General features: G+C 53.1%; 21 protein-coding genes. 15 read left to right on the top strand and 6 right to left on the bottom strand.

Annotated features, from left to right (window positions below; all coding sequences use genetic code 11):
• The first annotated feature begins 201 nt into the window (after window positions 1-201).
• From ccoN to BT114_RS04705, 12 genes are all read left to right on the top strand, one after another.
• The gene (ccoN, locus tag BT114_RS04760; protein WP_072325187.1) at window positions 202-1,623 is read left to right on the top strand and encodes a cytochrome-c oxidase, cbb3-type subunit I; all 1,422 of its coding nucleotides are present in this window, start codon (window positions 202-204) and stop codon (window positions 1,621-1,623) included.
• Window positions 1,624-1,639: 16 nt separating this feature from the next.
• Window positions 1,640-2,248 carry a cytochrome-c oxidase, cbb3-type subunit II gene (gene ccoO, locus BT114_RS04755; protein WP_072325186.1) on the top strand — a complete coding sequence of 203 codons (609 nt, stop codon included), beginning with the start codon at window positions 1,640-1,642 and terminating at the stop codon, window positions 2,246-2,248.
• 4 nt (window positions 2,249-2,252) lie between these two features.
• Window positions 2,253-2,447: a CcoQ/FixQ family Cbb3-type cytochrome c oxidase assembly chaperone gene (locus tag BT114_RS04750; protein WP_072325185.1), complete on the top strand. Its 195-nt coding sequence runs from the start codon at window positions 2,253-2,255 to the stop codon at window positions 2,445-2,447.
• Window positions 2,440-3,438 carry a cytochrome-c oxidase, cbb3-type subunit III gene (gene ccoP / locus BT114_RS04745; protein WP_072325184.1) on the top strand — a complete coding sequence of 333 codons (999 nt, stop codon included), beginning with the start codon at window positions 2,440-2,442 and terminating at the stop codon, window positions 3,436-3,438. The genes BT114_RS04750 and ccoP overlap by 8 nt, the downstream gene beginning before the upstream one ends.
• A 155-nt stretch (window positions 3,439-3,593) precedes the next feature.
• A complete protein-coding gene (gene ccoG / locus BT114_RS04740; RefSeq protein WP_072325183.1) occupies window positions 3,594-5,039 on the top strand; it encodes a cytochrome c oxidase accessory protein CcoG in 1,446 nt (481 codons plus the stop codon).
• Between the two features lies 1 nt (window position 5,040).
• On the top strand, window positions 5,041-5,547 hold the full coding sequence (locus BT114_RS04735; protein WP_084661906.1) for a FixH family protein: 507 nt from the start codon (window positions 5,041-5,043) through the stop codon (window positions 5,545-5,547).
• 45 nt (window positions 5,548-5,592) lie between these two features.
• Window positions 5,593-8,073: a heavy metal translocating P-type ATPase gene (locus BT114_RS04730; protein ID WP_072325181.1), complete on the top strand. Its 2,481-nt coding sequence runs from the start codon at window positions 5,593-5,595 to the stop codon at window positions 8,071-8,073.
• A complete protein-coding gene (gene ccoS, locus BT114_RS04725; protein WP_072325180.1) occupies window positions 8,070-8,309 on the top strand; it encodes a cbb3-type cytochrome oxidase assembly protein CcoS in 240 nt (79 codons plus the stop codon). Before BT114_RS04730 ends, ccoS begins: the two co-directional genes overlap by 4 nt.
• Complete coding sequence (locus BT114_RS04720; RefSeq protein WP_072325179.1) at window positions 8,306-8,992, top strand: sulfite exporter TauE/SafE family protein; 687 nt, start codon at window positions 8,306-8,308, stop codon at window positions 8,990-8,992. Before ccoS ends, BT114_RS04720 begins: the two co-directional genes overlap by 4 nt.
• Window positions 8,993-9,051: 59 nt before the next feature.
• On the top strand, window positions 9,052-10,449 hold the full coding sequence (hemN, locus tag BT114_RS04715) for an oxygen-independent coproporphyrinogen III oxidase (protein ID WP_072325178.1): 1,398 nt from the start codon (window positions 9,052-9,054) through the stop codon (window positions 10,447-10,449).
• A gap of 128 nt (window positions 10,450-10,577) precedes the next feature.
• On the top strand, window positions 10,578-11,354 hold the full coding sequence (gene fnr / locus BT114_RS04710; protein ID WP_281249020.1) for a fumarate/nitrate reduction transcriptional regulator Fnr: 777 nt from the start codon (window positions 10,578-10,580) through the stop codon (window positions 11,352-11,354).
• A gap of 52 nt (window positions 11,355-11,406) precedes the next feature.
• Window positions 11,407-11,946, top strand: a complete 540-nt coding sequence (locus BT114_RS04705; protein WP_072325177.1) for a phosphoribosyltransferase family protein — start codon at window positions 11,407-11,409, stop codon at window positions 11,944-11,946.
• Between the two features lie 19 nt (window positions 11,947-11,965).
• On the opposite strand, the gene ttcA is transcribed toward BT114_RS04705, so the two are convergent.
• Window positions 11,966-12,820: a tRNA 2-thiocytidine(32) synthetase TtcA gene (gene ttcA / locus BT114_RS04700; protein ID WP_072325176.1), complete on the bottom strand. Its 855-nt coding sequence runs from the start codon at window positions 12,818-12,820 to the stop codon at window positions 11,966-11,968.
• A 144-nt stretch (window positions 12,821-12,964) separates the two neighbouring features.
• Between ttcA and BT114_RS04695 the strand changes: the two genes are divergently transcribed.
• Window positions 12,965-13,570 carry a DNA-J related domain-containing protein gene (locus BT114_RS04695; RefSeq protein ID WP_072325175.1) on the top strand — a complete coding sequence of 202 codons (606 nt, stop codon included), beginning with the start codon at window positions 12,965-12,967 and terminating at the stop codon, window positions 13,568-13,570.
• A gap of 17 nt (window positions 13,571-13,587) precedes the next feature.
• On the top strand, window positions 13,588-14,688 hold the full coding sequence (locus tag BT114_RS04690; RefSeq protein ID WP_084661904.1) for a polysaccharide deacetylase family protein: 1,101 nt from the start codon (window positions 13,588-13,590) through the stop codon (window positions 14,686-14,688).
• A gap of 63 nt (window positions 14,689-14,751) precedes the next feature.
• On the opposite strand, the gene BT114_RS04685 is transcribed toward BT114_RS04690, so the two are convergent.
• The 5 genes from BT114_RS04685 to BT114_RS04665 form a co-directional block, all read right to left on the bottom strand.
• Window positions 14,752-15,372 carry a 3'-5' exonuclease gene (locus tag BT114_RS04685; protein WP_072325174.1) on the bottom strand — a complete coding sequence of 207 codons (621 nt, stop codon included), beginning with the start codon at window positions 15,370-15,372 and terminating at the stop codon, window positions 14,752-14,754.
• A gap of 5 nt (window positions 15,373-15,377) precedes the next feature.
• Complete coding sequence (locus tag BT114_RS04680) at window positions 15,378-17,213, bottom strand: DUF294 nucleotidyltransferase-like domain-containing protein (protein ID WP_072325173.1); 1,836 nt, start codon at window positions 17,211-17,213, stop codon at window positions 15,378-15,380.
• Window positions 17,214-17,328: 115 nt separating this feature from the next.
• Complete coding sequence (locus BT114_RS04675; RefSeq protein WP_072325172.1) at window positions 17,329-17,850, bottom strand: hypothetical protein; 522 nt, start codon at window positions 17,848-17,850, stop codon at window positions 17,329-17,331.
• Window positions 17,851-17,947: 97 nt separating this feature from the next.
• Window positions 17,948-19,726, bottom strand: a complete 1,779-nt coding sequence (locus BT114_RS04670) for a sodium:solute symporter family protein (protein WP_072325171.1) — start codon at window positions 19,724-19,726, stop codon at window positions 17,948-17,950.
• A gap of 5 nt (window positions 19,727-19,731) precedes the next feature.
• A complete protein-coding gene (locus BT114_RS04665) occupies window positions 19,732-19,989 on the bottom strand; it encodes a DUF4212 domain-containing protein (protein WP_072325170.1) in 258 nt (85 codons plus the stop codon).
• Between the two features lie 364 nt (window positions 19,990-20,353).
• On the opposite strand from BT114_RS04665, the gene BT114_RS04660 reads away from it, so the two are divergent.
• Window positions 20,354-24,310, top strand: coding sequence for a hybrid sensor histidine kinase/response regulator (locus BT114_RS04660; protein WP_072325169.1), 3,957 nt, complete (start codon window positions 20,354-20,356; stop codon window positions 24,308-24,310).
• The last annotated feature ends 15 nt before the right edge of the window (window positions 24,311-24,325 follow it).

The raw sequence follows: 24,325 nt of genomic DNA, 5'->3' as shown, positions 1-24,325 counted from the left end.
ATGTTATAAAAGGAATATCTCGCTCAATCAGGCTTTCTTATCAGAAAAATCCCAAGGAATCAGCCCACTCAGGTTCAGGTCATTCTATCGCTGCGCTAGAATGCACCTGATCCATTGACATGTATCATGGCTGGGGAGACCCGGCTCCCCGAAACTTGGCGCTGGATTCATCCAACTTAACTGCTGTAATGGGAACCTGACATGAGCACAGCAATTGAACACCCTACCTATAACTATAAGGTGGTTCGGCAATTTGCCATCATGACTGTGGTCTGGGGTATCGTCGGCATGCTTGTCGGCGTCTGGATCGCAGCCCAGCTGGCCTGGCCTGCACTGAACTTTGATCTCCCCTGGACCAGCTTCGGACGCCTGCGTCCGCTGCACACCAATGCGGTTATCTTCGCATTTGGTGGTTCTGCCCTGTTTGCAACTTCCTACTATGTGGTCCAGCGCACCTGTCAGGCTCGCCTGATTTCTGATGGTCTGGCTGCCTTCACCTTCTGGGGCTGGCAACTGATCATTGTACTGGCTGCCATCACCCTGCCACTGGGTCTGACCCAGGGTAAAGAATACGCCGAGCTGATCTGGCCGATCGATATTCTGATTGCCGTGGTGTGGGTGAGTTACGCCATCGTATTCCTGGGCACTATTTATGTACGCAAAACCTCCCACATCTATGTGGCCAACTGGTTCTTTGCGGCATTTATTCTGACCGTAGCCATTCTGCACATTGTTAACAGCATGGCCATCCCGGTGACCTGGACTCACTCCTACTCCATTTACTCTGGTGCTACGGATGCCATGGTGCAGTGGTGGTATGGTCACAACGCGGTAGGTTTCTTCCTGACCGCCGGCTTCCTGGGCATGATGTACTACTTTGTACCCAAGCAAGCTGAGCGCCCGGTTTACTCCTATCGCCTGTCCATCGTGCACTTCTGGGCACTGATCTGTGTGTACATGTGGGCTGGTCCTCACCACCTGCACTACACCGCTCTGCCTGACTGGGCTCAATCCCTGGGCATGATCATGTCCCTGATTCTGCTGGCTCCATCCTGGGGTGGCATGATCAACGGTATGATGACCCTGTCTGGTGCCTGGCACAAACTGCGCACCGACCCAGTACTGCGTTTCCTGGTGGTTTCCCTGTCCTTCTACGGTATGTCTACCTTCGAAGGCCCGATGATGTCCATCAAGACTGTAAACGCCCTGTCTCACTACACCGACTGGACCATTGGTCACGTACACGCCGGTGCTCTGGGTTGGGTTGCCATGATTTCCATCGGTGCTGTTTATCACCTGATCCCGAAAGTATTCGACAAGAAAGAAATGTACTCTGTTGACCTGATCAACGTGCACTTCTGGTTGTCCACTGTCGGCACCGTGCTCTACATTGCCTCCATGTGGGTTAACGGCATCATGCAGGGCCTCATGTGGCGTGCAGTAAACGCTGACGGCACCCTGATGTACACCTTCATTGAATCCGTTGAAGCCAGTCATCCAGGCTTTGTGGTTCGCTGGCTGGGTGGCGTTCTGTGGCTGGTCGGCATGCTGCTGATGGCTTACAACGTCTACATGACTGTGTCCAGCAAGGCTTCTGAGAAAGCCGCCGCTCAAACGGCCTGAGGAAGGGGTTAGCTGAATGAAACACGAAATCGTAGAAAAGAATATCGGTCTGATGTCCGTACTGATCCTGGTTGTGATCAGCTTCGGCGGTCTGGCAGAAATTGTTCCGCTGTTCTTCCAGGATGAGACCACCAAACCGGTTGAAGGCCTCAAGCCAGTGAATGCACTGCAACTTGAAGGACGTGACGTATACATCCGTGAAGGCTGCTACACCTGCCACTCCCAGATGATCCGCCCGTTCCGTGCCGAAACCGAACGTTACGGTCACTATTCGGTTGCGGGTGAGTTCGTTTACGACCACCCTTTCCAGTGGGGCTCCAAGCGCACCGGTCCTGATCTGGCTCGTGTGGGCGGCCGCTACAGTGACGACTGGCACTACGCACACATGTATAACCCGCGTGACGTAGTACCTGAGTCCATCATGCCGTCTTACCCCTGGCTGAACTACCGCGTTCTGGATGGCCGCCATACCGCGACCAAAATGGAGCGTCTGAGAATGCTGGGCGTACCTTATACCGATGAAGACATCGCAGGCGCCGCGGACATGGTTCGTGGAAAAACTGAAATGGATGCCCTGGTTGCTTACCTGCAACAGCTGGGCACTGTCCTGAAAGACACACGGTAAGGTTATGGATATTAATGTTTTTCGTGGCTTGATGTCGGTTGTCCTGCTGATTGCGTTCCTGAGCATTGTGTTCTGGGCCTACAGCAAGAACCAGAAAAAGCCGTTCGATGAAGCAGCTAACCTGCCCTTCGCCGACGAACACGAAGACGACCATAACCAGGGTGCAAGCTCATCACTGGAGAAGAAAAAGCATGACTAGCCAAGCCATGAGCGGCTTCTGGAGCCTGTGGATCTCTGTAATCACCCTGGGTGTGATTGCATTCTGCTGGTGGCTCCTCTACGCGAACCGCAAAACTGACAAAGTCCCGGCCGCCAACGGTGAAGTCGAAACCACCGGTCACGCAGCTGACGGCATCGAAGAATATGACAACCCCCTGCCCCGCTGGTGGTTCATCATGTTCGTGATTACCATTGTATTTGGTCTGGTTTATCTGGCGCTCTATCCGGGCCTGGGTAACTACAAAGGCCTGCTGGGCTGGACCTCAACAGGTCAATGGCAAGATGAAATGGCGCGCGCTGAAGAGCGCTACGCCCCGATCTTCCAGCAGTATGCCCAGATCGACATTCGCACCCTGGCCAGCGATCCTGCAGCCATGCAGGTTGCTGACCGCCTGTACCAGAACAACTGTGCAGTCTGTCACGGTTCTTCTGCTCGCGGTGCCTATGGCTTCCCGAACCTGACCGATGGCAACTGGCTGTACGGCGGTGACCCGGAGGTGATTCGTGACTCAATCATCTTCGGCCGCAACGGCTTGATGCCTGCCTGGGTTGACATGCTGGGTGAGCGTGGCGTAGACACCATGACCCACTATGTTCTGGGCCTGTCCGGTCTCGAACATGACGCCGCCAAGGCGGAAGAAGCCGCCCCCATGTACCAGGCCATCTGCTCAGCCTGTCACGGTGTTGACGGCCAGGGCAGTGCTGCCATGGGACTGGATTCCATCGGCGCACCCAACCTGACTGCCAACTCCTGGATGTACGTGCAGCCAGGCCAGAGCGTGTATGATTCGGTTGCTTTCACCCTGCGTCACGGCCGTAATGGCCTGATGCCTGCCCAGGCTCGTTACCTGGACTATGGTGTTGAGCTGCCGAACAACCTGCGCAGCCTGAGTGCTCAGGAAAAAGCAGAGCTGCTGCCGAAAGTGCATCTGGTTACAGCCTATATTTATAGCCTGAACCAAGGCAAATAAGCAGTCGCCCCGCGGGAATGCGGCAGTCAGCCGCATTCCCTTTTTCTTTTCACAGGCAGATAGTTATATCATCCCTCCAAGAAAACCTGTCCTGCTGCCTGCAGGCAAAAGGTTTCGACTGACAGACAAGTCCACTCAAGCCTGGTGATGAACGCATGACCGAAAAGATTCCCACAAAAGATGTCACCCCTGTTGATGCAGGACAGCACCGCAAATCACCCACAACGGGCGGCCCACAGGGCGAGCTCTATGCCAAACGACGCCATATTTATGTCAAAAGGGTGCAGGGGCTGTTCCAGAAACTGCGCACCGGCAGCAACTGGGTGCTGATGCTGGCGTTTTTCTTTGGCAGCTTTATTCCCTGGGGTGGCCGTCAAGCCATCTTTTTTGACCTGCCCAACCGCCAGTTCCACATCTTTTCCGTCACTTTTTTCCCACATGATTTCATGCTGCTGGCCTGGCTGCTGATCATTCTGGCCTTTGTACTGTTTTTTGTGACCAACTTTGCCGGGCGCGTCTGGTGTGGCTACACCTGCCCACAGTTTGTCTGGACCTGGCTTTACATCTGGGTGGAAGACAAAACCGAAGGCTCACCCAACCAGCGCAAGAAGCTCGACAAACAACCTTTGAACACCGAGAAGGCTTTGCGCAAAGGTGCCAAACACTTCATCTGGGTATTGATTGCACTGGCCACTGCCATCGCCTTTTTAGGCTACTTCTCTCCTATTCTTGATCTTATTCCTCGTATTTTGAGCTTCGATCTTGGCCCCTGGGAACTGTTCTGGCTGGGGTTTTTTACCTTCTTTACCTATTTATTTGCTGGCTGGATGCGTGAGCAGGTATGCATTTACATGTGCCCCTATGCCCGCTTCCAGGCAGTGATGTTCGACAAGGACACACTGATTGTTTCTTACGATACCGCTCGCGGAGAACCACGCGGTGCCCGCAAGAAATCGGATGACCCTGCAGCCAAGGGACTGGGCTCCTGCATTGACTGTGACCTCTGTGTACAGGTTTGTCCGGTGGGCATCGATATTCGTAATGGACTGCAGTATGAATGTGTCACCTGTGCAGCCTGTATTGATGCCTGTGATCAGGTCATGGACAAGATGGGCTATCCACGCGGACTGATCCGATACACCACAGAAGAGGAACTGGCCGGTCGCACCACCAAGATTCTTCGTCCGCGCTTGATCGGTTATTTTATTGTGCTATTGGCAATGCTGGTTGCCTTTTCAGTTGCACTCAGCAACCGCATCCCGGTAGAGCTTGAAGTCCTCAGGGATCGCAATCAGTTGCTTCGAATGACTTCGGATGGGATGGTGGAAAACAGCTACCTGATCCGCATTGCCAACATGGATCAGCGCGAGCACAGTTACACACTTACTCTTCATGGCGTCGATGGTGTTGAGCTTCAGGGTGCAGCTGTTTACACTCTGGCCGGTGGTGAAGTGCGTCAGTTCCCGATTCAGGTGATCGGCAATCCTGCGCAACTTCCTGGCAGTCCTGCGGTCAACATTGAAATCCGCTTACAGTCTCAGCAAGATCCGCGCATTGCCGCGAGTCGTGAATCCCGCTTTTTTATAAGGTCAGCCCGTTAATATGAGCAACTCAAGCAACACCTCGACCCCCTGGTATAAAAACTCGATGGTCTGGCTGGCATTTTCGCCAGCCCTGGCCGGTGTAGCTGTTGGTTTATCGCTGCTGGTCATCGGCATCATTCACTATGATGGCCCGGTACATGAGGACTATTACAAGGAAGGCCGCACCATCAATCAGTCCTTTGAGCGTGACCGTGTGGCTCGTGAACTGAATCTGCAAGGCAGCTTGCGTTTCACTCACAGCCAGCTGTTCCTTGATCTGTCTGGACAGCTCGAACGCTTCCCGGATCAACTGGTTGTACTGATGGAAAACCCCACCCGCTCCTCTCTGGACTTCTCTGTTCCGGTTCAACACCTTCAGGGTGGTCGTTATGTTGGCAACCTGCCACGTAACCCTGAGCACGACTGGGATGTAAAACTCTATGGCCCAGAGCGTGAATGGCGTCTTTATGGGCGCGGGCATTTCCCGATGCAGCAATCGCTGGAGCTACGCCCCAGCAAACGTTAAAATTCGGTTATTTTCTGTGCACCCATAACAACTGATGAGAGAGTAATGACGCAACAAGCCTGCTTCCATTGTGGTGAACCGGTTCCAACTGACAGCCCCTATGTTGTCAAAATCAAGGATCAAATGGAGCGACTCTGTTGTCCAGGCTGCGAAGCTGTTTCCAATGCCATCGTGCTGGGCGGCCTGGAAAGTTATTATAAATTCCGTACCGAGCTGCCCCCGCGCCCGGAACTGACTGAAGCCGAACTGGCCGAACTGCAGGTTTATGACGCGCCCGAGCTGCTGCAGGAGTTTGTGCACCAGGATGAAGACGGCATGGCTGAAACCACCCTGGCCATTGATGGCATCACCTGTGCAGCCTGCGCCTGGTTGATTGAACACCAGATCAACCATCTTGATGGTGTGGAACGCACAGCCGTCAACCTCAGTGCCCAGCGTGCCACCCTGCGCTGGGATATTCGCAAAACCTCCTTCAGCAAACTGCTGGCAGAATTCAGATCCATCGGCTATACCGCACTTCCCTGGCAAGCTGATGAGCAGCAGAAAAAGCTCCATATTGAAAACAAAAAATACCTGCGCCGCCTGATTGTTGCCGCCATTGGTTCCATGCAGGCGATGATGTTTGGTATTGCTCGTGACGAAGGGCTGTTGGGCGAAGTCGGTTTTGTTTATACCCTGCTGTTTCAATGGGCTGAGTTCCTGTTGGTCACTCCGGTGGTGCTTTATTCCTCCTGGCCATTTTTCATCAGTGCCTGGCGTGAGTTATCACACAAGCGCCTGAACATGGACGTGCCTGTCTCGCTGGCCATACTGCTGGGTTATTTTGGCAGTACATACGCCATGCTGTTTCAGGTCGGCACCCTGCATTTCTACGAAATTGCCATGTTTGCCTTCTTTCTGCTGTTTGGCCGCTACATCGAGATGCGCACCCGCCACCGGATTGGCAGCGGTGGTAATGCCCTGCAGGATTTAATGCCGCAGGCAGCCATACTGCTGAATGAACGGAATGAAGAGCACTACCTGCCCAGCCGCAACCTGAAACCCGGTGATCGCATCCTGATCAAACCGGGCCACACCTTCCCGGTTGATGGCGTCATCCTCAGTGGTCATTCCAGTGTCAATGAAGCCACCATGACCGGTGAATACCTGCCGGTCTCCTGCCACCCGGGACACAAGGTATTGGCTGGCACCCAGAATATTGATAGCCCCTTGATTGTTGAAGTAGAAAAAACCGGACAGGATGTACGACTGGCCAGTATTTCTCGCCTCAGCGAAAGGGCGCTGGCAGAAAAACCACGTATTGCTACCCTGGCGACTCTGGTTTCACGCTACTTTGTAGCGGCCACCTTGCTGGTTTCTGTAACGGTGTTCAGCATCTGGTGGATGATTGATCCGTCACGTGCCTTTTGGGTCACCCTGTCCGTCCTGGTGGTCACCTGTCCCTGTGCTCTGGCACTGGCAACCCCCACTGCGCTGGCAGTAGCCAATGCCACACTGGCACGTATGGGTGTATTAATTACTCGTGGCCATGTACTGGAAGGCCTGGGCAAAGCAGATCACATCATCTTTGATAAAACCGGCACCCTCACCGAAGGCCGTCTTGAACTGAAAGAAGTTCGCTGGCTTGCTGATAATGATGACGCTCGCAAGACACATATCCGTGCACTGGCCGCCGCGCTCGAAGCCCATTCGGAACACCCGATTGCCCGAGCCTTTGCTGAAAGCCGGGATGCCAACCTGACTGCCAGCGATATTCAAGCCCATACCGGGCAAGGCATCAGTGGCAAAATTGCTGACCAGAGTTATCGACTGGGCCGGGCTGACTTTGCCTGCCCAAATCAACCCTTCACTCCGCCAGAAGAGGAAGGTCAGTGGTTGTTGCTGGCTGATGATCAGCAGGCCTTGTGCTGGTTCCGCCTCAGCGATCAGCTGCGCCCGGATACCAAAGAAATGCTGGCAGAGCTCCAGAAGCTGGGTATCACGGTTGAGCTCTTGTCCGGTGACCAGCAAGGGTCAGTAGAAAGCATTGCCCAGGAGCTGGGCATCAGCCATTACACCGCCAGCGCCAGCCCGGAACGCAAACTGGAGCGCTTGCGTGAACTTCAGCAAGCAGGCCGCCAGGTCATCATGGTGGGCGACGGTGTCAATGATGTACCGGTACTGGCAGGAGCCCAGGTGTCCATCGCCATGGGTGATGCCACGGATTTGGCTAAAACCAGTGCAGATACCCTGCTGATGTCCAGCAAGCTGGTACGCATTCCCCAAGCCATTGAAAAGGCACGCATGACGCGTATCAACATCATGCAGAACCTCGCCATATCACTGGGTTACAACCTGATGGCACTGCCTGCCGCAGCCATGGGCATGATTCCTCCGATTCTGGCCTCCATAGGCATGACCACCAGCTCACTGATTGTTGTGTTTAATGCACTACGCCTGCGTGACAAAGCCAGTGAACAGCGCCTGCAGGAACAGAAAACTGAAGTTGCACGACAGCACTCGCCAATCGAGGAGCCCAGCTCATGAACATTCTGTTCCTGTTAATCCCACTCTCGCTCTTACTGCTGGCGCTGGCTATCTGGGCTTTTTTCTGGGCGGTAAAACACGACCAATTTGAAGATCTGGATGGCCCAGCCTACTCCATCCTGTTTGATGAAGATGAAAAAAAACCTGCTTCAGCTGAAAAACCGGATGAAAACCATACCAAGACAACAGCCACTGATGACGCTGCAAGCAAGGATCGGCAGCAGCCACCACAATGACTGAACTGCTTGCCGCAGGTCTGCTGACAGCTTTTATTGCTGGACTCCTGGGTGGAGGGCACTGCATCGGTATGTGTGGTGGTATTGTCAGTGCCCTGAGTTTTGCCCTGCCACCCAGTCAACGCCATCCACTGCGCATTGCATCACTGATGCTCAGTTACAACCTTGGCCGCATTGGCAGCTACATGCTTGCCGGAATGCTCGCCGGTGGACTTGGCCAGTTACTCATCAATCAACTGGTTGGCATACGTCTGGTGTTAAGCTGGTTGGCAGTGATCATGCTGCTGCTGATGGCCAGCTACATTGGTCAGTGGTGGAATGGCCTGACCCGTGTTGAAGCCTTGGGCAAACACCTGTGGCGCTGGCTTGAACCTTTGAGCCGCCGACTGATGCCGGTACAACATGCCGGGCAGGCACTGGTGATTGGTGGCATCTGGGGCTGGCTGCCTTGCGGCCTGGTATATTCAATGCTGCTGCTGGCACTCAGCAGTGGCAGCAGCCTGAATGGTGCCTTGTTGCTGCTGGCTTTTGGGCTTGGCACCTTACCAACACTATTGGTCACCGGCGCCCTCGCCCGGCAGCTTACGGGCTTATTGCGCCAACCCTTATGGCGCCAGCTCTCGGCAATATTGCTGGTGGCATTTGCACTATGGATGGCACTACCCTTGTTTGGGCTAAAATAAGCCAGTAAACCTTTGAACCCATTAATCATGGGGAACACTCCCCTGGAGAGTCATTAGAGATGAGCAAGGTCGACTTCAATACCTTTGAATGGAACCCGGAACTGATTGATCGTTACAATCTGGCCGGTCCACGCTACACCTCCTATCCGACCGCTCCACAATTTCACGACGGGTTTCGCTCTGGTGAATTTGCTGCTGCCTTAACCGAGAGCAATGCCACAGGGGCGCCGCTATCGCTTTATTTCCATATTCCTTTCTGTGCCAAGGTTTGTTTTTACTGTGGCTGCAACAAAATCGCCACCAAAGACACCAGCCGCTGTGAACCCTACCTGCACCGGGTTTATCAAGAGATGGATCTGGCAACCCAACACCTCGATACCTCCCGCGTGGTTAACCAGCTGCACTGGGGCGGTGGCACGCCAACCTTTCTGTCTCACCAGCAGATGCATGAACTGATGCAGGAAACACGCAAGCGCTTTGCCCTGCGTGATGACGACCTGGGTGATTATTCCATCGAAATTGATCCTCGCGAAATTCAGGCAGATACCCTGCCACTACTGCGTGAACTGGGTTTCAATCGCATGAGCTTTGGCCTGCAGGACCTGAACCTGAAGGTGCAGGAAGCAGTCAACCGGGTTCAACCTCGCGAGATGACAGAGCAGGCGCTGCAACAGGCACGCGATCTTGGCTTCCGCTCACTGAATCTGGACCTCATTTACGGCTTGCCCCACCAGACCCCGGAAACCTTTGCCGCCACCCTGGAAGAAGTCATCGAAATGAATCCGGATCGCCTGTCCGTATTCAACTATGCTCACCTGCCAGAGCGGTTTAAACCCCAGCGTCGCATCAATGCTGAAGATCTGCCCAGCCCGGAAGACAAGTTAACCATTCTGGAACAGACCATTCGCCGCCTGGTCGAGGCCGGTTACGTTTACATTGGCATGGACCACTTTGCCCGACCCGAGGACAGCCTGGCCGTGGCCCAGCGGGAAGGTCGTCTGCATCGCAACTTCCAGGGCTACACCACCCACTCGGACTGTGACCTGCTGGCGATGGGAGCCTCGTCCATCAGCCAGGTCGGCCCAACCTATGCCCAGAACCATCACGACACCGAAGGTTATGAGCAGTGCATCAGCAAAGGTGAGTTTGCAACCCTGCGTGGCATGCGGCTGACTGATGATGACCTGATTCGTCGGGCAGCCATCAACCAACTGATCTGTCATTTTGAACTGGATGGCGCAAGTTTTGGTGCCACTCATAACATCGACTTTGATCAGTACTTTGCCAAGGAACTCAAACAGCTGCAGCAGCATCAACAGGATGGACTGCTGCACATCAAGGGCAACCAGCTACTGGTTACACCTGCTGGCCGCCTATTGATCCGCAGCATCTGCATGGTATTTGACGCCTACCTGGATCAGGCCAGCCTTGGCAGAGCGTTTTCACGCATCATTTAACATTATATTTCCTGCGGAAATGAGGTGTTGGCCTGATACTCAACTGACATCTCATTGCCATACCGCAGGCGTCATGGTACAAGTAATTGAGCTGTGTCATGTTTTGTTAACGATGAGGGAGAAACGCGATGCCCAGCAGACAACAAAAAGGAAATTGCCTGAACCTGACCAAGGAAACCCGCTGCATGACCTGCAGCCTGAGTTCACTTTGCCTGCCTTTATCCCTCAATCTTGAAGACATCGATCAACTGGATCGTATCATCAAGCGACGCCAACCCTTGAAAAAGGGTGAACACCTGTTCCGCCAGGGTGACTCTTTTGACTGTGTCTATGCAGTGCGTTCCGGCAGTTTAAAAAACTACATCATGACCAATGATGGTGAAGAGCAAATCACCAACTTTCATCTGCCCAGCGAAATGGTTGGACTGGATGGCATCGACTGCAGTAGTTACCCGGTTTCCTCCAGAGCACTGGAAACCACCACCGTCTGCGAAATTCCTTACTCCCGTCTGCAGGAGTTATCCAACGAGTTGCCAGACCTGCGCAAACAGATGTTCAGCAGCCTCAGCAAGGAAATCCGTGACGACAAACAAATGATGCTGCTGCTTTCCAAAAAGAATGCCGAAGAGCGTGTGGCCACCTTCCTGGCTAACCTCTCTGCTCGCTTCAAGCGACGTGGTTATTCACCTTACACCTTTCGGCTCCCCATGTCGCGCAACGAAATTGGCAACTATCTTGGACTGGCCGTAGAAACAGTCAGCCGCGTTTTCACCCGCTTCCAGACCAGCCAGATCATTGCGGTGAATGGTAAAGAAGTGCATATCACGGATCGTCAGCAATTACTGGAAATTGCCGGTCTAAGTGAATGTGAAGCCGAAACCGGAGCCAAACTGGTCGCATCCTGAGCCACAAGACTGGCAGGAAAAGGATTTCAACCGTTCAAGAGGAGACAAGGCCATGCTTGATGATTTCCCACTCAAACAACTCATCCACGTCCACCGGGATTTTCCTCGCAAGGGTTACAACACCCGCGACTTATCCCGGCTGCTCAGTGAACCGCGAGCACTGCAAACCATCACCGACACCTTTGCACACCGATATGTTGACGCACCTTTAACACACCTTGTAGCACTTAAAGGCCGTGGCACCATGTTTGCAGCTGTATTGGCCTATCGTTTGAACCTGCCACTGATCCTGATTCGCGACCTGGGTGAAGAACCTGGTGAAGTGCTGCATGAGCGGGCACCCAGCTCATCCGGTGATCGCACCCTGGAAATGCGCCAAGGGCTACTGGATGAAAGCAGCTGCGTGTTGTTATTTGATGACTTGCTGTCCAGTGGTGCCAGCTTGATTGCAGCCACCACCCTGATTCGGCGCCAACAAGCCAGAGTGCATGAAGTTGCCACCCTGATCGACTTGCCTGATCACGGTGGCAGCCAGCGATTGCAGGCAATGGATGTGTCCACCTATGCACTGATGGCCTTTGAAGGCGATTAAATCCATTTGGCGTTGGTTATCAAGCCTCGGTAACCAGCGCATCCAGCAGGTTGATGCGGTTCGATAAAGCCTTCTCTCGCTGCGCTTCCAGCCCGGCAAAATCAAAGATGCGGGTATCTGCCAACTGAGAAGGCGCCACGTTTTGCAATGCATTAAACATCGTCTCAATCCGGCCGGGAAAACGCTTTTCCCAGTCCTGCAGCATTTCCTTGATCACCTGACGCTGCAGATTTTCCTGTGAACCACAAAGATTGCAGGGAATGATCGGAAACTCCATCAGGGTTGCAAACTCGGCAATATCCCTCTCGCGGCAATAAGCCAGAGGTCTGATCAGAATATTCTTCAGGTCATCAGACAACAGCTTGGGTGGCATGGCTTTCAGACTGCCCCCGAAAAACAGGTTCAGAAACAGGGTTTCCAGCAAGTCATCACGGTGGTGACCCAAGGCAATCTTGGTGGCTCCGATCTCCTCGGCAAAACCATAAAGGGTGCCACGGCGCAGGCGTGAACAGAGGCCACAGGTGGTTTTACCTTCTGGTATCTTTTCTTTGACGATGCTGTAGGTATCTTTTTCCAGAATGTAATAGGGAACACCCAACTGCTCCAGATAATTGGGCAGCACATGCTCGGGAAAACCGGGTTGCTTCTGGTCCAGATTCACTGCCACCAGATCAAAGTGCACCGGAGCACTTTTTTGCAGCCCCATCAGGATGTGTAACAGTGTATAAGAGTCCTTGCCTCCGGAGAGACACACCATCACCTTGTCGCCATCCTGTATCATGTTGAAATCAGCAATCGCCTGCCCCGTCTCACGGCGCAGCCGCTTCTGCAGCTTGTTGAATTCCTTGCGGGCCTTGGGCAAGAGTTCCTGCATCTGGATATACCGGTTATAAAATGAACAGAGGTGCGCAAGTTAACCAAAGCTGTCTGAAATGTAAATGGTCGGAGACGTTTTCTATCCTGCCAGCGCCTGCTAACATCCCCTTATGAAAAAAGAAAGTGAAGGCCTGAAAAACACATGACAGCGCTACAGGAAACACGACTCTTTGAAGACCTGATCGAGGTGCTGCGCAGTTTTCCTGAAGGAGTCAACGAGCATGCGCTGCTCAAGGCTCTGGATGAGAAGGGCACTGTAACCTTGGAACCCGACACCTTCAGTGACAGCGTCAAGCTGTTTCGCACCCATTTCCTGCTCTACAACGCTCTGTACCAGTTACGTGATGAATTATGGCGTACAGGTAAGGGGCACCTGGAAATCACCGCTGTGCGCCTGCAGTTACAGCCTTATAACCCCGGCAGCCCGGCGTTGCAGCAACATGATCCAATGCGGGACTATTATCTTGATCTGGATATGCTGGAAAAAACCACTCAGCAGGACATCGAAAGCGCCCTGAATAACTTCTGGAAGCGACTGCACGAAGAAACGGTTTTCACCGGCGGCGGTCTCAAAGCCAAGGCGCTACAAACACTGGGTTTAAGAGAAGGCGTCACAGCCAGGGAAATCAAGCTCAGTTATCGACGCCTGGCGATGCAACACCACCCGGACCGAGGTGGCGACCCGGAAAAACTCCAAACCATCAATGAAGCGATGGAAGTACTTCGTCCCTTGCTGAAACAAACCTGAAAATAAAGGACAGCACTATGTCACGACTGTTTTTATTGCTGATATTGCTGACTGGTTTTGTACCACTGAGCAAACTGCAAGCCAATCAACCAGCAGAAGTTGCTGACCGTTTTCATGCCTCCATTCTGATGTATCACCACATCAGCAGTCGCACCCCACCCTCAACCAGCACCTCGCCACAGCGCTTCCGGGAGCATCTGGACCTGCTGGAGCGTGATGGTTTTCAGGTGTGGCCACTGGATCGTGTGGTACAACACCTGCAGCGCCGCCGCCCCATGCCAGACAGGGTAGCCGTCATCACCTTTGACGACGGCTACATCAGCGTGTATGAGAACGCACTGCCACTGCTGAAAGAGCGTGGCTTGCCCTTCACCATCTTTGTGAATGCCCAGCCGATCAATGAGCGGCATCCATTACACATGAGCTGGGCACAGCTGAAAGAAGCAAAAGAAGCCGGTGGCATCATTGCCAACCACACGCTGACCCACCCCCACATGATTCGCAAGGAAGAAGGTGAAACCGATGAACAGTGGCTGGAGCGCCTGACTCACGAAATCGTTGAAAACCAGCGCGAAATTGAAAAGCACCTGGGTGAAACACCTCGTTACCTGGCTTACCCCTACGGGGAATATACACCTGAGATTCAAGAGCTGGTCAGGCGCCTTGGGTACGTGGGTTTTGGGCAACAATCCGGTCCTGCAAGCCCCTTTACCGGCATGACCGCCATACCCCGATATGCTGCCAATGGCATTTTCAGCAACCCAACCACACTGCGCACCAAACTTCATGCAGTGCCTTTTCCACTGCTGTCCGAAGAACCCGTTTCCACTGTACTGGCAGGACGTGAGCGCCGCCCTACCCTGACCCTGACCCTGGCACCCGGTGATTACCGCCTGCGACAACTGGCGTGTTATGGCCCTGATGCGCAGGTGTTGCCGGTCAGAACCCGCACACTGGAAAATGGCAACGTGGTTGTCACAGTCAACAGCGATCGTGACCTTTCTACAGGCCGTCCACGTTATAACTGCACAGCCCCCCATGCAACGGAAAACCGCTTCTTCTGGTTCTCCCGTCAGTGGCTGTTGCCTCACCCTGACGGTACCTGGTATGACTTCTGAGCTGTACCAGACAATAAAAAAACCGGCCTGGAGCCGGTTTTTTTATTGTCTTACAATTACAGATCAGGCGGGTACCGGGCCTTTTAACAAACGTACATACATCAACGCTGTGGTGATGGCATCACCCAGGGCAGTATGCCGCTGACCGACCATTGGCACTCCCAGCTTCCCGGCAATGGTTTCAAATTGCAGGTCCGGTACCAGCTCCGGATTTGCGCGCTGCACCTTGTCCAGGTAACAGTTGGATAATTCAATGGTCCGGTTTGGCAAACTGAAACCAAAGCGTGGACGAATAAAACGATTCAGTACAGTGATGTCATAATTGATGTAATAACCCATGATCGGGCGATTACCAACAAACTCCAGCAGTTGGCGCAAGGCATCACCCAACACCTCACCACCCAGCAGGTCAACACCACGGATACGGTGCACCTTGATGGAGTCACCAGTCAGGCTCTCAGGTTTCTGCAGTTTGATGTCCAGCTTGTCACTGGTCAACACCTGAGTGCCTTTGATCTTTACTGCAGCAATGGATACCAGCTCGGCCTTCTGCGGGTCCAGACTGGTCATTTCACAGTCCAGCGCAACCACTTCATCACCCTCGTAGGGCTCAAACATGTAAGCAAATTCGCCGTCTTTATGGGTCCAGCGATCGGTTGCTGTTCTTATTGTTTTCAGCACCATCTTGTTTACCTCTCGAGATGATAACGGTGGCTCATCCGTGCCTTGAATTCCTTGACCAGATGTAATGCCTCCCTCAGCAAGTCCCGGTCCAGTTTGTTCAGATCCACAGCAGAAACCATATTGGACTCTTCAGCATCGGCCTGCCCCTTGGCAGCTTTTAACTGTTGCTGCAAACGCAGCTGACTGAGTACCGAAAGTGCCTCTGCCAGATCATCAGCAAAATCTTTTTTGATTATGCGCTGTTCTGCCAGCTTTTCCAGCCGGACAAAAGTATTGGTTTCACGAATTTTGTGTTGTAAAGCCATGGTTCGTACACCATGGACCAGCGGAAAAATCCCACCTTTTTTAATATCAATACCATCAGAGCTTTTCAGGCCACCAAAAAAGGTCAGCGGTGTACTGAAACGACGCAAGGGCATGGCAAAGTAGGAATAAAATACTTCATTGCCTGCCAGCTTTTCATAAAGGTGGTCACGCACACGGTTAAACAAATGATGATCACCTGCCACTGCATGGGCATCCACAAAAATAGCCAGATTCATCAGTCCGGTGCCTTCAACCGAACCACTCCATTTCACCACACGTTTTTTCCAGTCGGATTCCTTCATTACCCACTCAGGGTTGGAAACCATGATCTTGCCTTTACACAGTGGGTAACCAAAATCCAGCAGGGTCTGGGTAAACTTTTCCATCACCTTGCTGCACTCGGGCCAGTGCAGATCGTCTGCCAGAATCAGGGCATTATCCTGATCGGTTTTTAATACCTGCTCACCACGGCCTTCACTGCCCATGACCAGCAGGCAAACCTTCTGGCGAATGTCTTCAGGCACCAGATACTCAAATGCCTTTGCAATGATTCGACCATTCAGTGCCGCCAGAAGATCCATGGCAAAACGGATTTTCACCCCCTGGGATACCAGGCCACTGACCAGATGCGTGGTTCCCTTGGCAACCCCCGCCAGTTCCTCCAGGCTGGCAGCCCGCTCAATCTGCAAGCCAATGACGTGTGACTGACTGGAGAAGAAGCTCAGTACATCGGTCAGTTCAACCAGGCCTGCCAGGCGCGGGCCGTCAAAAACCACCACCCGCTGAATCTTGTGGCGTGTCATCAATACCAGAGCATTAAAAAGGAAGTCATCCTTCTGAACGGTCAACAGGTTGTAACTGGCCAGCTCACAAATATCAGCATCCAGCCCCATATTACTGAGTACCACACCTTCCAACAGGTCGGTACGGGTGACCATGCCATACTGGCTGCCTTTGCGCACCAGCAGGCAGTCTGCGTGCCGCTCACGCATGGTACGGGTTGCTTCCAGAATGCTGGTGCCGGAATCCAGCACCACCGGCTCACGCAAGACAGAGCCACCTACCTTGGCCAGCATGAATGCAGACATATCGCCGCCGCCCGATTGACGACTGCGACGGCTTTCCAGCAATCGGGCTTTTTCTGTCAGGGTATTCTGGAAGTAGGCAGCAAAAGCTTCATTGCTTTCCATCAACGACAGGAAAACAGCCTTGGGGATCAACCAGGCAATGGTCTCTTCCAGGGTACGAAAGGTGTAACGGCTACTGCCGTTAATGATACTGATGGCGCCAAACAGGTCTTCGTGGGCATATTCACGGATCACCCCACCATCGGGGTCTGTTTCTGCCAGCCGGGCATCAATTTCCGCCACCGCTCCTTTCATGACTACAAAAACATAGTCACTGGAGTGGCCAGCTTCCATGATGGTCTCATCCTTGCCGAAATAACCAATATCCAGACGTGTTAACAACTGCTGCTGCTGCTCTTCTGTCAGCAGATCAAACGGCGGGTGCGACAGATCAAACTCGTTGCTCATGCCTGTTTTCCTTGTTTTAACATGGGGGCAACCGAGCAGTGGGAGGCTGCCGGGTAACTCTAGCTGTTACCGAATCTAACAAACCGCCAGAACACCCGAAAGCCGTACTTTAGTCTCAGCGCTCAGAGGTCAGGCATACTTCCTGATAAAGCTTACCATCCTGCTGCAATACCGCCCTTTTAACAGGATTGATCGAGCCATCCAGCTCCAGACCCACCATTTCACCAATCGCACAGTTCATCAACCAACCACTGGGATAAACCTGGTCGACATATTCCTTTTCAAATCGATAGAGCATAAAACGCACCAGCGGCTTTTCACCCTGCTGCTCTACCTGCACCAGACTGGTTTTATCCAGAACGGTAAAACTGGTGGTCATCGGCTTGGCAAAGGTCCAGGGACGCCACACCATACTGGTGGCATGAGACTCGATAACAACCGAATCCTCGGGCAACTGCAGTTGCTTGTGTTCAAACCAGCCATATTCAAAGTTGATCTGATAAGCCAACATGGCTACACCAGCAAAACCCGGGATGATCCATTTGGGTAATTTTTTCCGGCTCAGGTGGTAAAGCGCCATTGCTACACCGCCTGCGCCAAGACCCGCTACAACCAATGCAACCAGATGCCAGATCATACAATTCACTTCCTGAAATGAAGGCGGGCTTCCATGAGGAAGCCCGCTAGAGTTCAACCCCCGGTGACAAATGCCACCATCAGGGATGAATTATCACTTAGTGATCAACTGCAGCGCCAGCACCTTTTGGTGAACGCACGCTTTCAACCAGATCCTGAATTTCCTGGGGCGGAGCCTCAGTGGAGTAGGATACAGCGTAAGCTACAGCAAAGTTGATCATTGCACCAACTGCACCGAAGGACAGCGGGGAGATACCAAACAGCCAGTTATCAGCAGTGTTCGGCAGCATGTTGGTGCCAGGGATGAAGAACCAGCCCAGGTAAGTGAAGATGTACAGCAGGGTTGACAGCAGACCAGCCAACATACCGGCAATGGCACCCTTGTCGTTAATGCGCTTGGAGAAGATACCCATCATCAGCACAGGGAACAGGGATGCAGCAGCGATACCGAAGGCCAGCGCTACTACCTGTGCCGCAAATCCGGGGGGATTCAGGCCAAGATAGGTTGCCAGCAGGATTGCACCACCCATGGAGATACGTGCAGCAAGCATCTCGCCTTTTTCTGTGATGTCCGGCTTGATCATCTTCTTGATCAGGTCATGACTGATTGCAGAAGAGATGGCCAGCAGCAGACCAGCAGCAGTGGACAGAGCCGCAGCAATACCACCGGCAGCGATCAGACCGATAACCCACGGCGGCAGGTTGGCAATCTCGGGGTTCGCCAGTACCAGGATGTCGTTGTTGATGGTCAGTTCGTTACCAGCCCAGCCACGATCAGACATGTCGGCAGCGGGGTTGTACATCTGGATGCGGCCGTCGTTGTTGTGATCCTGGAAGCGGATCAGACCAGTGTTTTCCCAGGTTTTGAACCAGTCAGGACGATCTTCATAACGCAGGGCGTTAGCCATGGCTTCTTCATAGTTTTCAACCTGGCCAGCAGCTTCTGGATAAACGGTAGTGATCAGGTTCAGACGCGCCATGGAAGCAACAGCAGGTGCAGTCAGGTACAGCAGGGCAATGAACACCAGCGCCCAGCCGCCGGACCAACGAGCATCAGCTACTTTTGGCACAGTGAAGAAACGAATGATTACGTGCGGCAGACCCGCAGTACCGATCATCAGCGACATGGTGAACAGGAACATGTTCCACTTGTTCGCAACGTCCGCAGTGTAATCACGGAAGCCCAGCTCACGCACCACTTCATCCAGTTTCTGCAGCAATGGCAGGCCAGACTCAGTGTGAGTACTGAACATACCAAACATTGGAATCGGGTTACCAGTCAGCTGCAGGGAGATGAACACAGCAGGAATGGTGTAAGCCACAATCAGAACGATGTACTGAGCCACCTGAGTGTAGGTGATACCTTTCATACCGCCAAATACCGCATAGAAGAATACGATGATGGCAGCAATCCAGATACCGGTAGCGCTGCTCACTTCCAGGAAGCGGGAGAAGGCTACACCAGCACCAGTCATCTGACCGATTACATAAGTAACGGACATGATGATCAGACAGATAACAGCGACCAGACGGGCACCACGGCTGTAGAAACGATCACCGATGAAATCTGGCACAGTAAACTTACCAAACTTGCGCAGGTAAGGAGCCAGCAGCATCGCCAGCAGTACATAACCACCGGTCCAGCCCATCAGGAAGGAAGAGTTTACATAACCGACAGACAACAGACCGGCCATGGAAATAAAGGAAGCTGCAGACATCCAGTCAGCTGCAGTGGCCATACCGTTGGTTACGGGGTTTACACCGCCGCCTGCAACGTAGAACTCTTTGGTTGATCCGGCACGGGCCCAGATCGCAATACCAATATAGAGGGCAAAGGATGCACCCACGAACAACAGGTTAATTGCAAATTGACTCATGCCGATCACTCCCCGCCCAGTTCTTCATCAAGCTTGTTCATGCGCCAAGCGTAATGAAAGATGATACCGATAAAGGTAAGAATGGAACCCTGCTGGGCAAACCAGAAGCCCAGATCTGTACCACCGACAGCAATGCCGGACAGCAAGGGACGCAGGAGGATACCAAAACCAAAGGATACGAGTGCCCAGACGATCAGGCTCCCGACGATCAGACGAAGGTTCGCTGACCAGTAAGCAGCAGCTTTCGCTTTATCATCTGCCATAGTGTTGCTCTCCGCTTATTGTTATTGAGAGTTGGGAATTCCACCAGGTTGAGAAAATTCCGAGGTTGATTCTGCAAAACTAAGCTGGGGAATAAAAGCCCCGACCTTAGTAGTAGGAAAAAGCAGCAAGGCTCAACAATCAAAATTTAATCTTTAAAAACAACAAGATAATCAATAAATCAGTTTCTACTGATGCGCCCTGATGCCGCACCTACAAAACCATAGTCTAAGAAATTTCCTGTCAAAAACACTTGCTGCTCTTTTCAAAACCACCTGGTTTTTAAACCCTGATGAATGGAAGCACTGATTTGGTGAACAAAATTGCGCATAATGCGCGCTGCGAACCTAACACGGGATTATTGGCATGTTTGCTGGCTGGCAACTGATTCTCTTTTCTCTGGCTTATCTGCTGCTGCTGTTTGCCATTGCCTGGCAGGGCGATCGTGCAGCCCGCCGCCGCCAACAGCCTACCAGCCGCCCATGGATATACAGCCTGGCCTTGACCGTTTACTGCACCTCCTGGACCTTTTACGGTGCCGTCGGGCAGGCCGCAGGTGGTGGCTGGCTGTATCTGAGTATTTTTATCGGCCCTATCCTGACCTACTTTTTTGCCTGGCCGCTGCTGCGAAAAATTTTTCGTGTCAGTAAAGCCCAGAACATCACCTCCATTGCCGACTTCATTGCCTCGCGTTACGGAAAATGGCAGCTACTTGCGGTGCTGGTGACCCTGATTGCACTGGTTGGCACCCTCCCCTACATTGCCCTGCAGTTAAAGGCTGTTGCCATGGCCTACGAAGTCCTGACCAGCTTCCCGGAACCCACCCCCAGCAGTGGTGGCATACACTTTCTTTCTGATACAGCATTTCACGTTGCTCTGGCGCTGGCAGTATTTGCGATTCTGTTCGGTACCCGCCACATTGATGCAACCGAGCACCACGAGGGACTGCTGCGCGCCATAGCTTTTGAGTCATTGATCAAACTCTTTGCCTTCCTTGCAGTAGGTATCTTTATCACCTGGGGTGTATTTGGTGGGTTTAATGACCTGATGGCAAAAGCCGAGTTTTTCCGGCCGCTGGAAGCACAGCTCAATGCCACAGCACTGACGCAGGGGTTTTTGGCACAAACCCTGCTAGCTATGGTGGCCATCATCCTGCTGCCACGTATGTTCCATGTCACCGTGGTGGAAAATGCCCACCGTGATGATGCCCGTTATGCGCGCTGGTTTCTGCCGCTTTACCTGACGCTTTTTGCTGTTTTTGTGATGCCGATAGCTGCCGCCGGTCTGATTACCTTCCCGGACGGGCGCGTGGAATCTGATACCTTTGTGTTAACCCTCCCTTTAGCCTTTGATGCTGGCTGGTTAGCCTTGCTGGCTTACATTGGCGGGTTTTCTGCCGCCACCAGCATGGCCATCATGGCAACCGTAGCAGTCAGCATCATGGTTTCCAGCGAAATTGTTATTCCATTCCTGTTAAAAACCCGCTGGACCAGCAACACCTCACACCAGGACTTCGGTCGCTTTGTATTGCGCATCCGCCGTCTGACCATGTTGCTTGTGATGCTGCTGGGTTACCTGACTTACCGCACCATTGCCGAATTTAATTCTCTGGCTGCAACAGGCTTCCTGGCTTTTGCCGCGATTGGTCAATTGGCACCGGCTGCACTGGGTGGCATCCTCTGGAAGCAGGGCAATCGCTGGGGCGCACTGGCAGGCTTGCTGACCGGTGCAGCGCTATGGATCTACACTCTGTTGCTGCCTAGCCTTCAGGTTGCAGGGCTGGCTGACAGCCACTTTTTAAGCCATGGTCCGTTTAATATTGACTGGTTGCGCCCCAGCACCCTGTTCGGCATGACCGGCATGGATTACTTCACCCAGGGTGTTCTGTGGAGCCTGAGTGGCAACCTGCTGGCTTACACCCTGGTATCCCGCCTGACTCGCCAGCGGGTGATTGACCGCATTCAGGCTTCAGCCTTTGTGGACAACCTGGAATCCAAGCCAGTCAAGACTTCACGCCTGTGGAAGGGGTCCACCAATATTGGTGATTTAAGGCTGTTGGCAGAACGTTTTGTGGGTGCAGATGCGGTTTACCGGGCTTTCCGGGATTACGCCATCAAGCGTGCTCAACCCCCGCTGAAAGATGAAGACCCAGCCAGTATTGAACTGATTCAGTTCACTGAACGCTTGCTGGCAGGTGTGCTGGGTGCTTCATCTGCTCGTATTGTGATGAGCTCAGCCCTGCAGGGCAAAGAGATCAAAATCTCTGATGTGATCTCGATTGTGGATGAAGCCTCTCAGGTGCTGGAGTTCAACCGCAGCCTGTTACAGTCCACCATTGAAAACCTGTCACAAGGCATCAGCGTGGTGGATCAACACCTGAGCCTGGTGATCTGGAATCAGCGTTACCTGGAATTATTCCACTTCCCGGACAATTTCATCCGGGTTGGGCGACCGGCCGTTGAAATCTTCCGCTACAACGCCGAGCGAGGCGAGTATGGCCCCGGTGATCCCGAGACCCATGTGCAGCAACTGCTGGACAATATTCGGGATGGTGAACCTCATCGTTATATCCGCTATCGCAAGGATGGTTCCGTGCTGGAAATCCAGGGCAACCCCATGCCCGGAGGTGGTTTTGTTTACAGTTATCAGGACATCACCCAGCAGAAACAGGTGGAAGAAGCGCTGATTCAGTCAGAGAACAACATTCGCATCTACACCGACAACGTACCGGCACTGATTGCTTATTTTGATACTGATCGGCGCTATCTTTTCACCAATCGTGCTTACGAAGAAGCCATGGGCATCGATCGCAACCAGGTGATTGGCCAGCCGGTTTACAAGGTTTTGCCTGCTGCCGAGTATGAGGCACGCAACCCCTTCATGCGTGCTGCACTGGAGGGCCGCCGCCAGACGTTTGAACTGGAATTACCCGGTCGAAACCGCAGCATACGTTATGCCCTGGTGACCTATACTCCCCACCTGGCTGAAACAGGTGAAGTGCTGGGCTTCTTTGCACTCTACCAGGACATCACCGAACGTCGACTGGTCGAAATTGCGCTGCAGGAAACCAATGAACACCTGGAAGAGCGGGTGCGTGAACGCACCCTGGCCTTGTCAGAACTGAACTCGGCACTGTTCAAGGAAAACCAGGTTCGTGCCAGAGCAGAAGAAGACATGCGCCTTGCCAAACAGCAAGCCGAAGATGCCAACGCATCCAAAACACGCTTCCTTGCCGCAGCCAGCCACGACCTGCTGCAACCATTAAATGCCGCCCGCCTGTTTACTTCTGCCTTGTCACAACAGGTGCAAGACCCTGAGCTGCAAAAGACCACCCGTCATATCGACAACTCATTAAAAGCAGCAGAAGAGCTGCTCAGCACCCTTCTGGACATTTCCAAGCTGGATGCCGGTGCACTGCAGCCTAAAATCAGTGACTTCCCGCTCAGTGAGATTCTGGATCCATTAAAAGCCGAGTTCAGTGTGATGGCTGCCGAGCGTGACTTGCAGCTGCATCAAGTGAAAAGCCGTGCCTGGGTGCGCAGTGATGCTCAGATGCTGCGTCGCATCTTGCAGAACTTCCTCTCCAATGCACTGAGATACACCGGCGAGGGCAAGGTGTTAATCGGCTGTCGTCGCCATGGTCAGTCACTGCGCATTGAAGTCTGGGATACCGGTCCGGGTATTCCGGAAATCCGTATGAACGAAATTTTCCAGGAGTTCAGACGCCTGGACACTCCCGACAAGCGCAATGAAAAAGGCCTGGGATTAGGTCTGTCCATCGCGGAGCGCATGTCTCGGGTACTGGATCATCCCATCACCGTGCGCAGCTGGCCAGGCCAAGGCACCCTCTTTGCTGTCACCGTTCCCCAGGCTCCTGCACAACACAGCGCGACCGGCTTCATCCCCGGCAAGCGCAGCTTTAATAAACTGGATGACCTGCCCATCCTGTGCATTGACAATGAGCCCCTGATTCTTGAAGGCATGCAAGCCATGCTGCAAGGGTGGAAGTGTGTGGTTGCAACCGCCGAGAACCTGCCACAGGCCAGTCGATACTTGCAAGAGGCAGACAACCTGCCTGAAATATACCTGGCTGACTACCATCTGAATGATGGCCAGACAGGTGTTATGGCACTGCAGGCATTGGAAGAACAGTTGGGAGAAAAACTGAGCGGCATCATCATTACCGCTGATCGTACCGATGTGATTGCCAACGAAGTGCATGACGCCGGTTTTCAGTTGCTACACAAGCCGGTTAAACCAGCTGCATTGAGAGCAATGATTACCCGCTTGTTACAGACCAGACGCCGCCAGCAGGGACGCTGAGCGGCTTCAATCATC

The organism is Marinospirillum alkaliphilum DSM 21637 (assembly GCF_900119735.1).
GTDB lineage: Bacteria > Pseudomonadota > Gammaproteobacteria > Pseudomonadales > Halomonadaceae > Marinospirillum > Marinospirillum alkaliphilum.
This window is presented reverse-complemented; position numbering and strand designations above follow the sequence as displayed.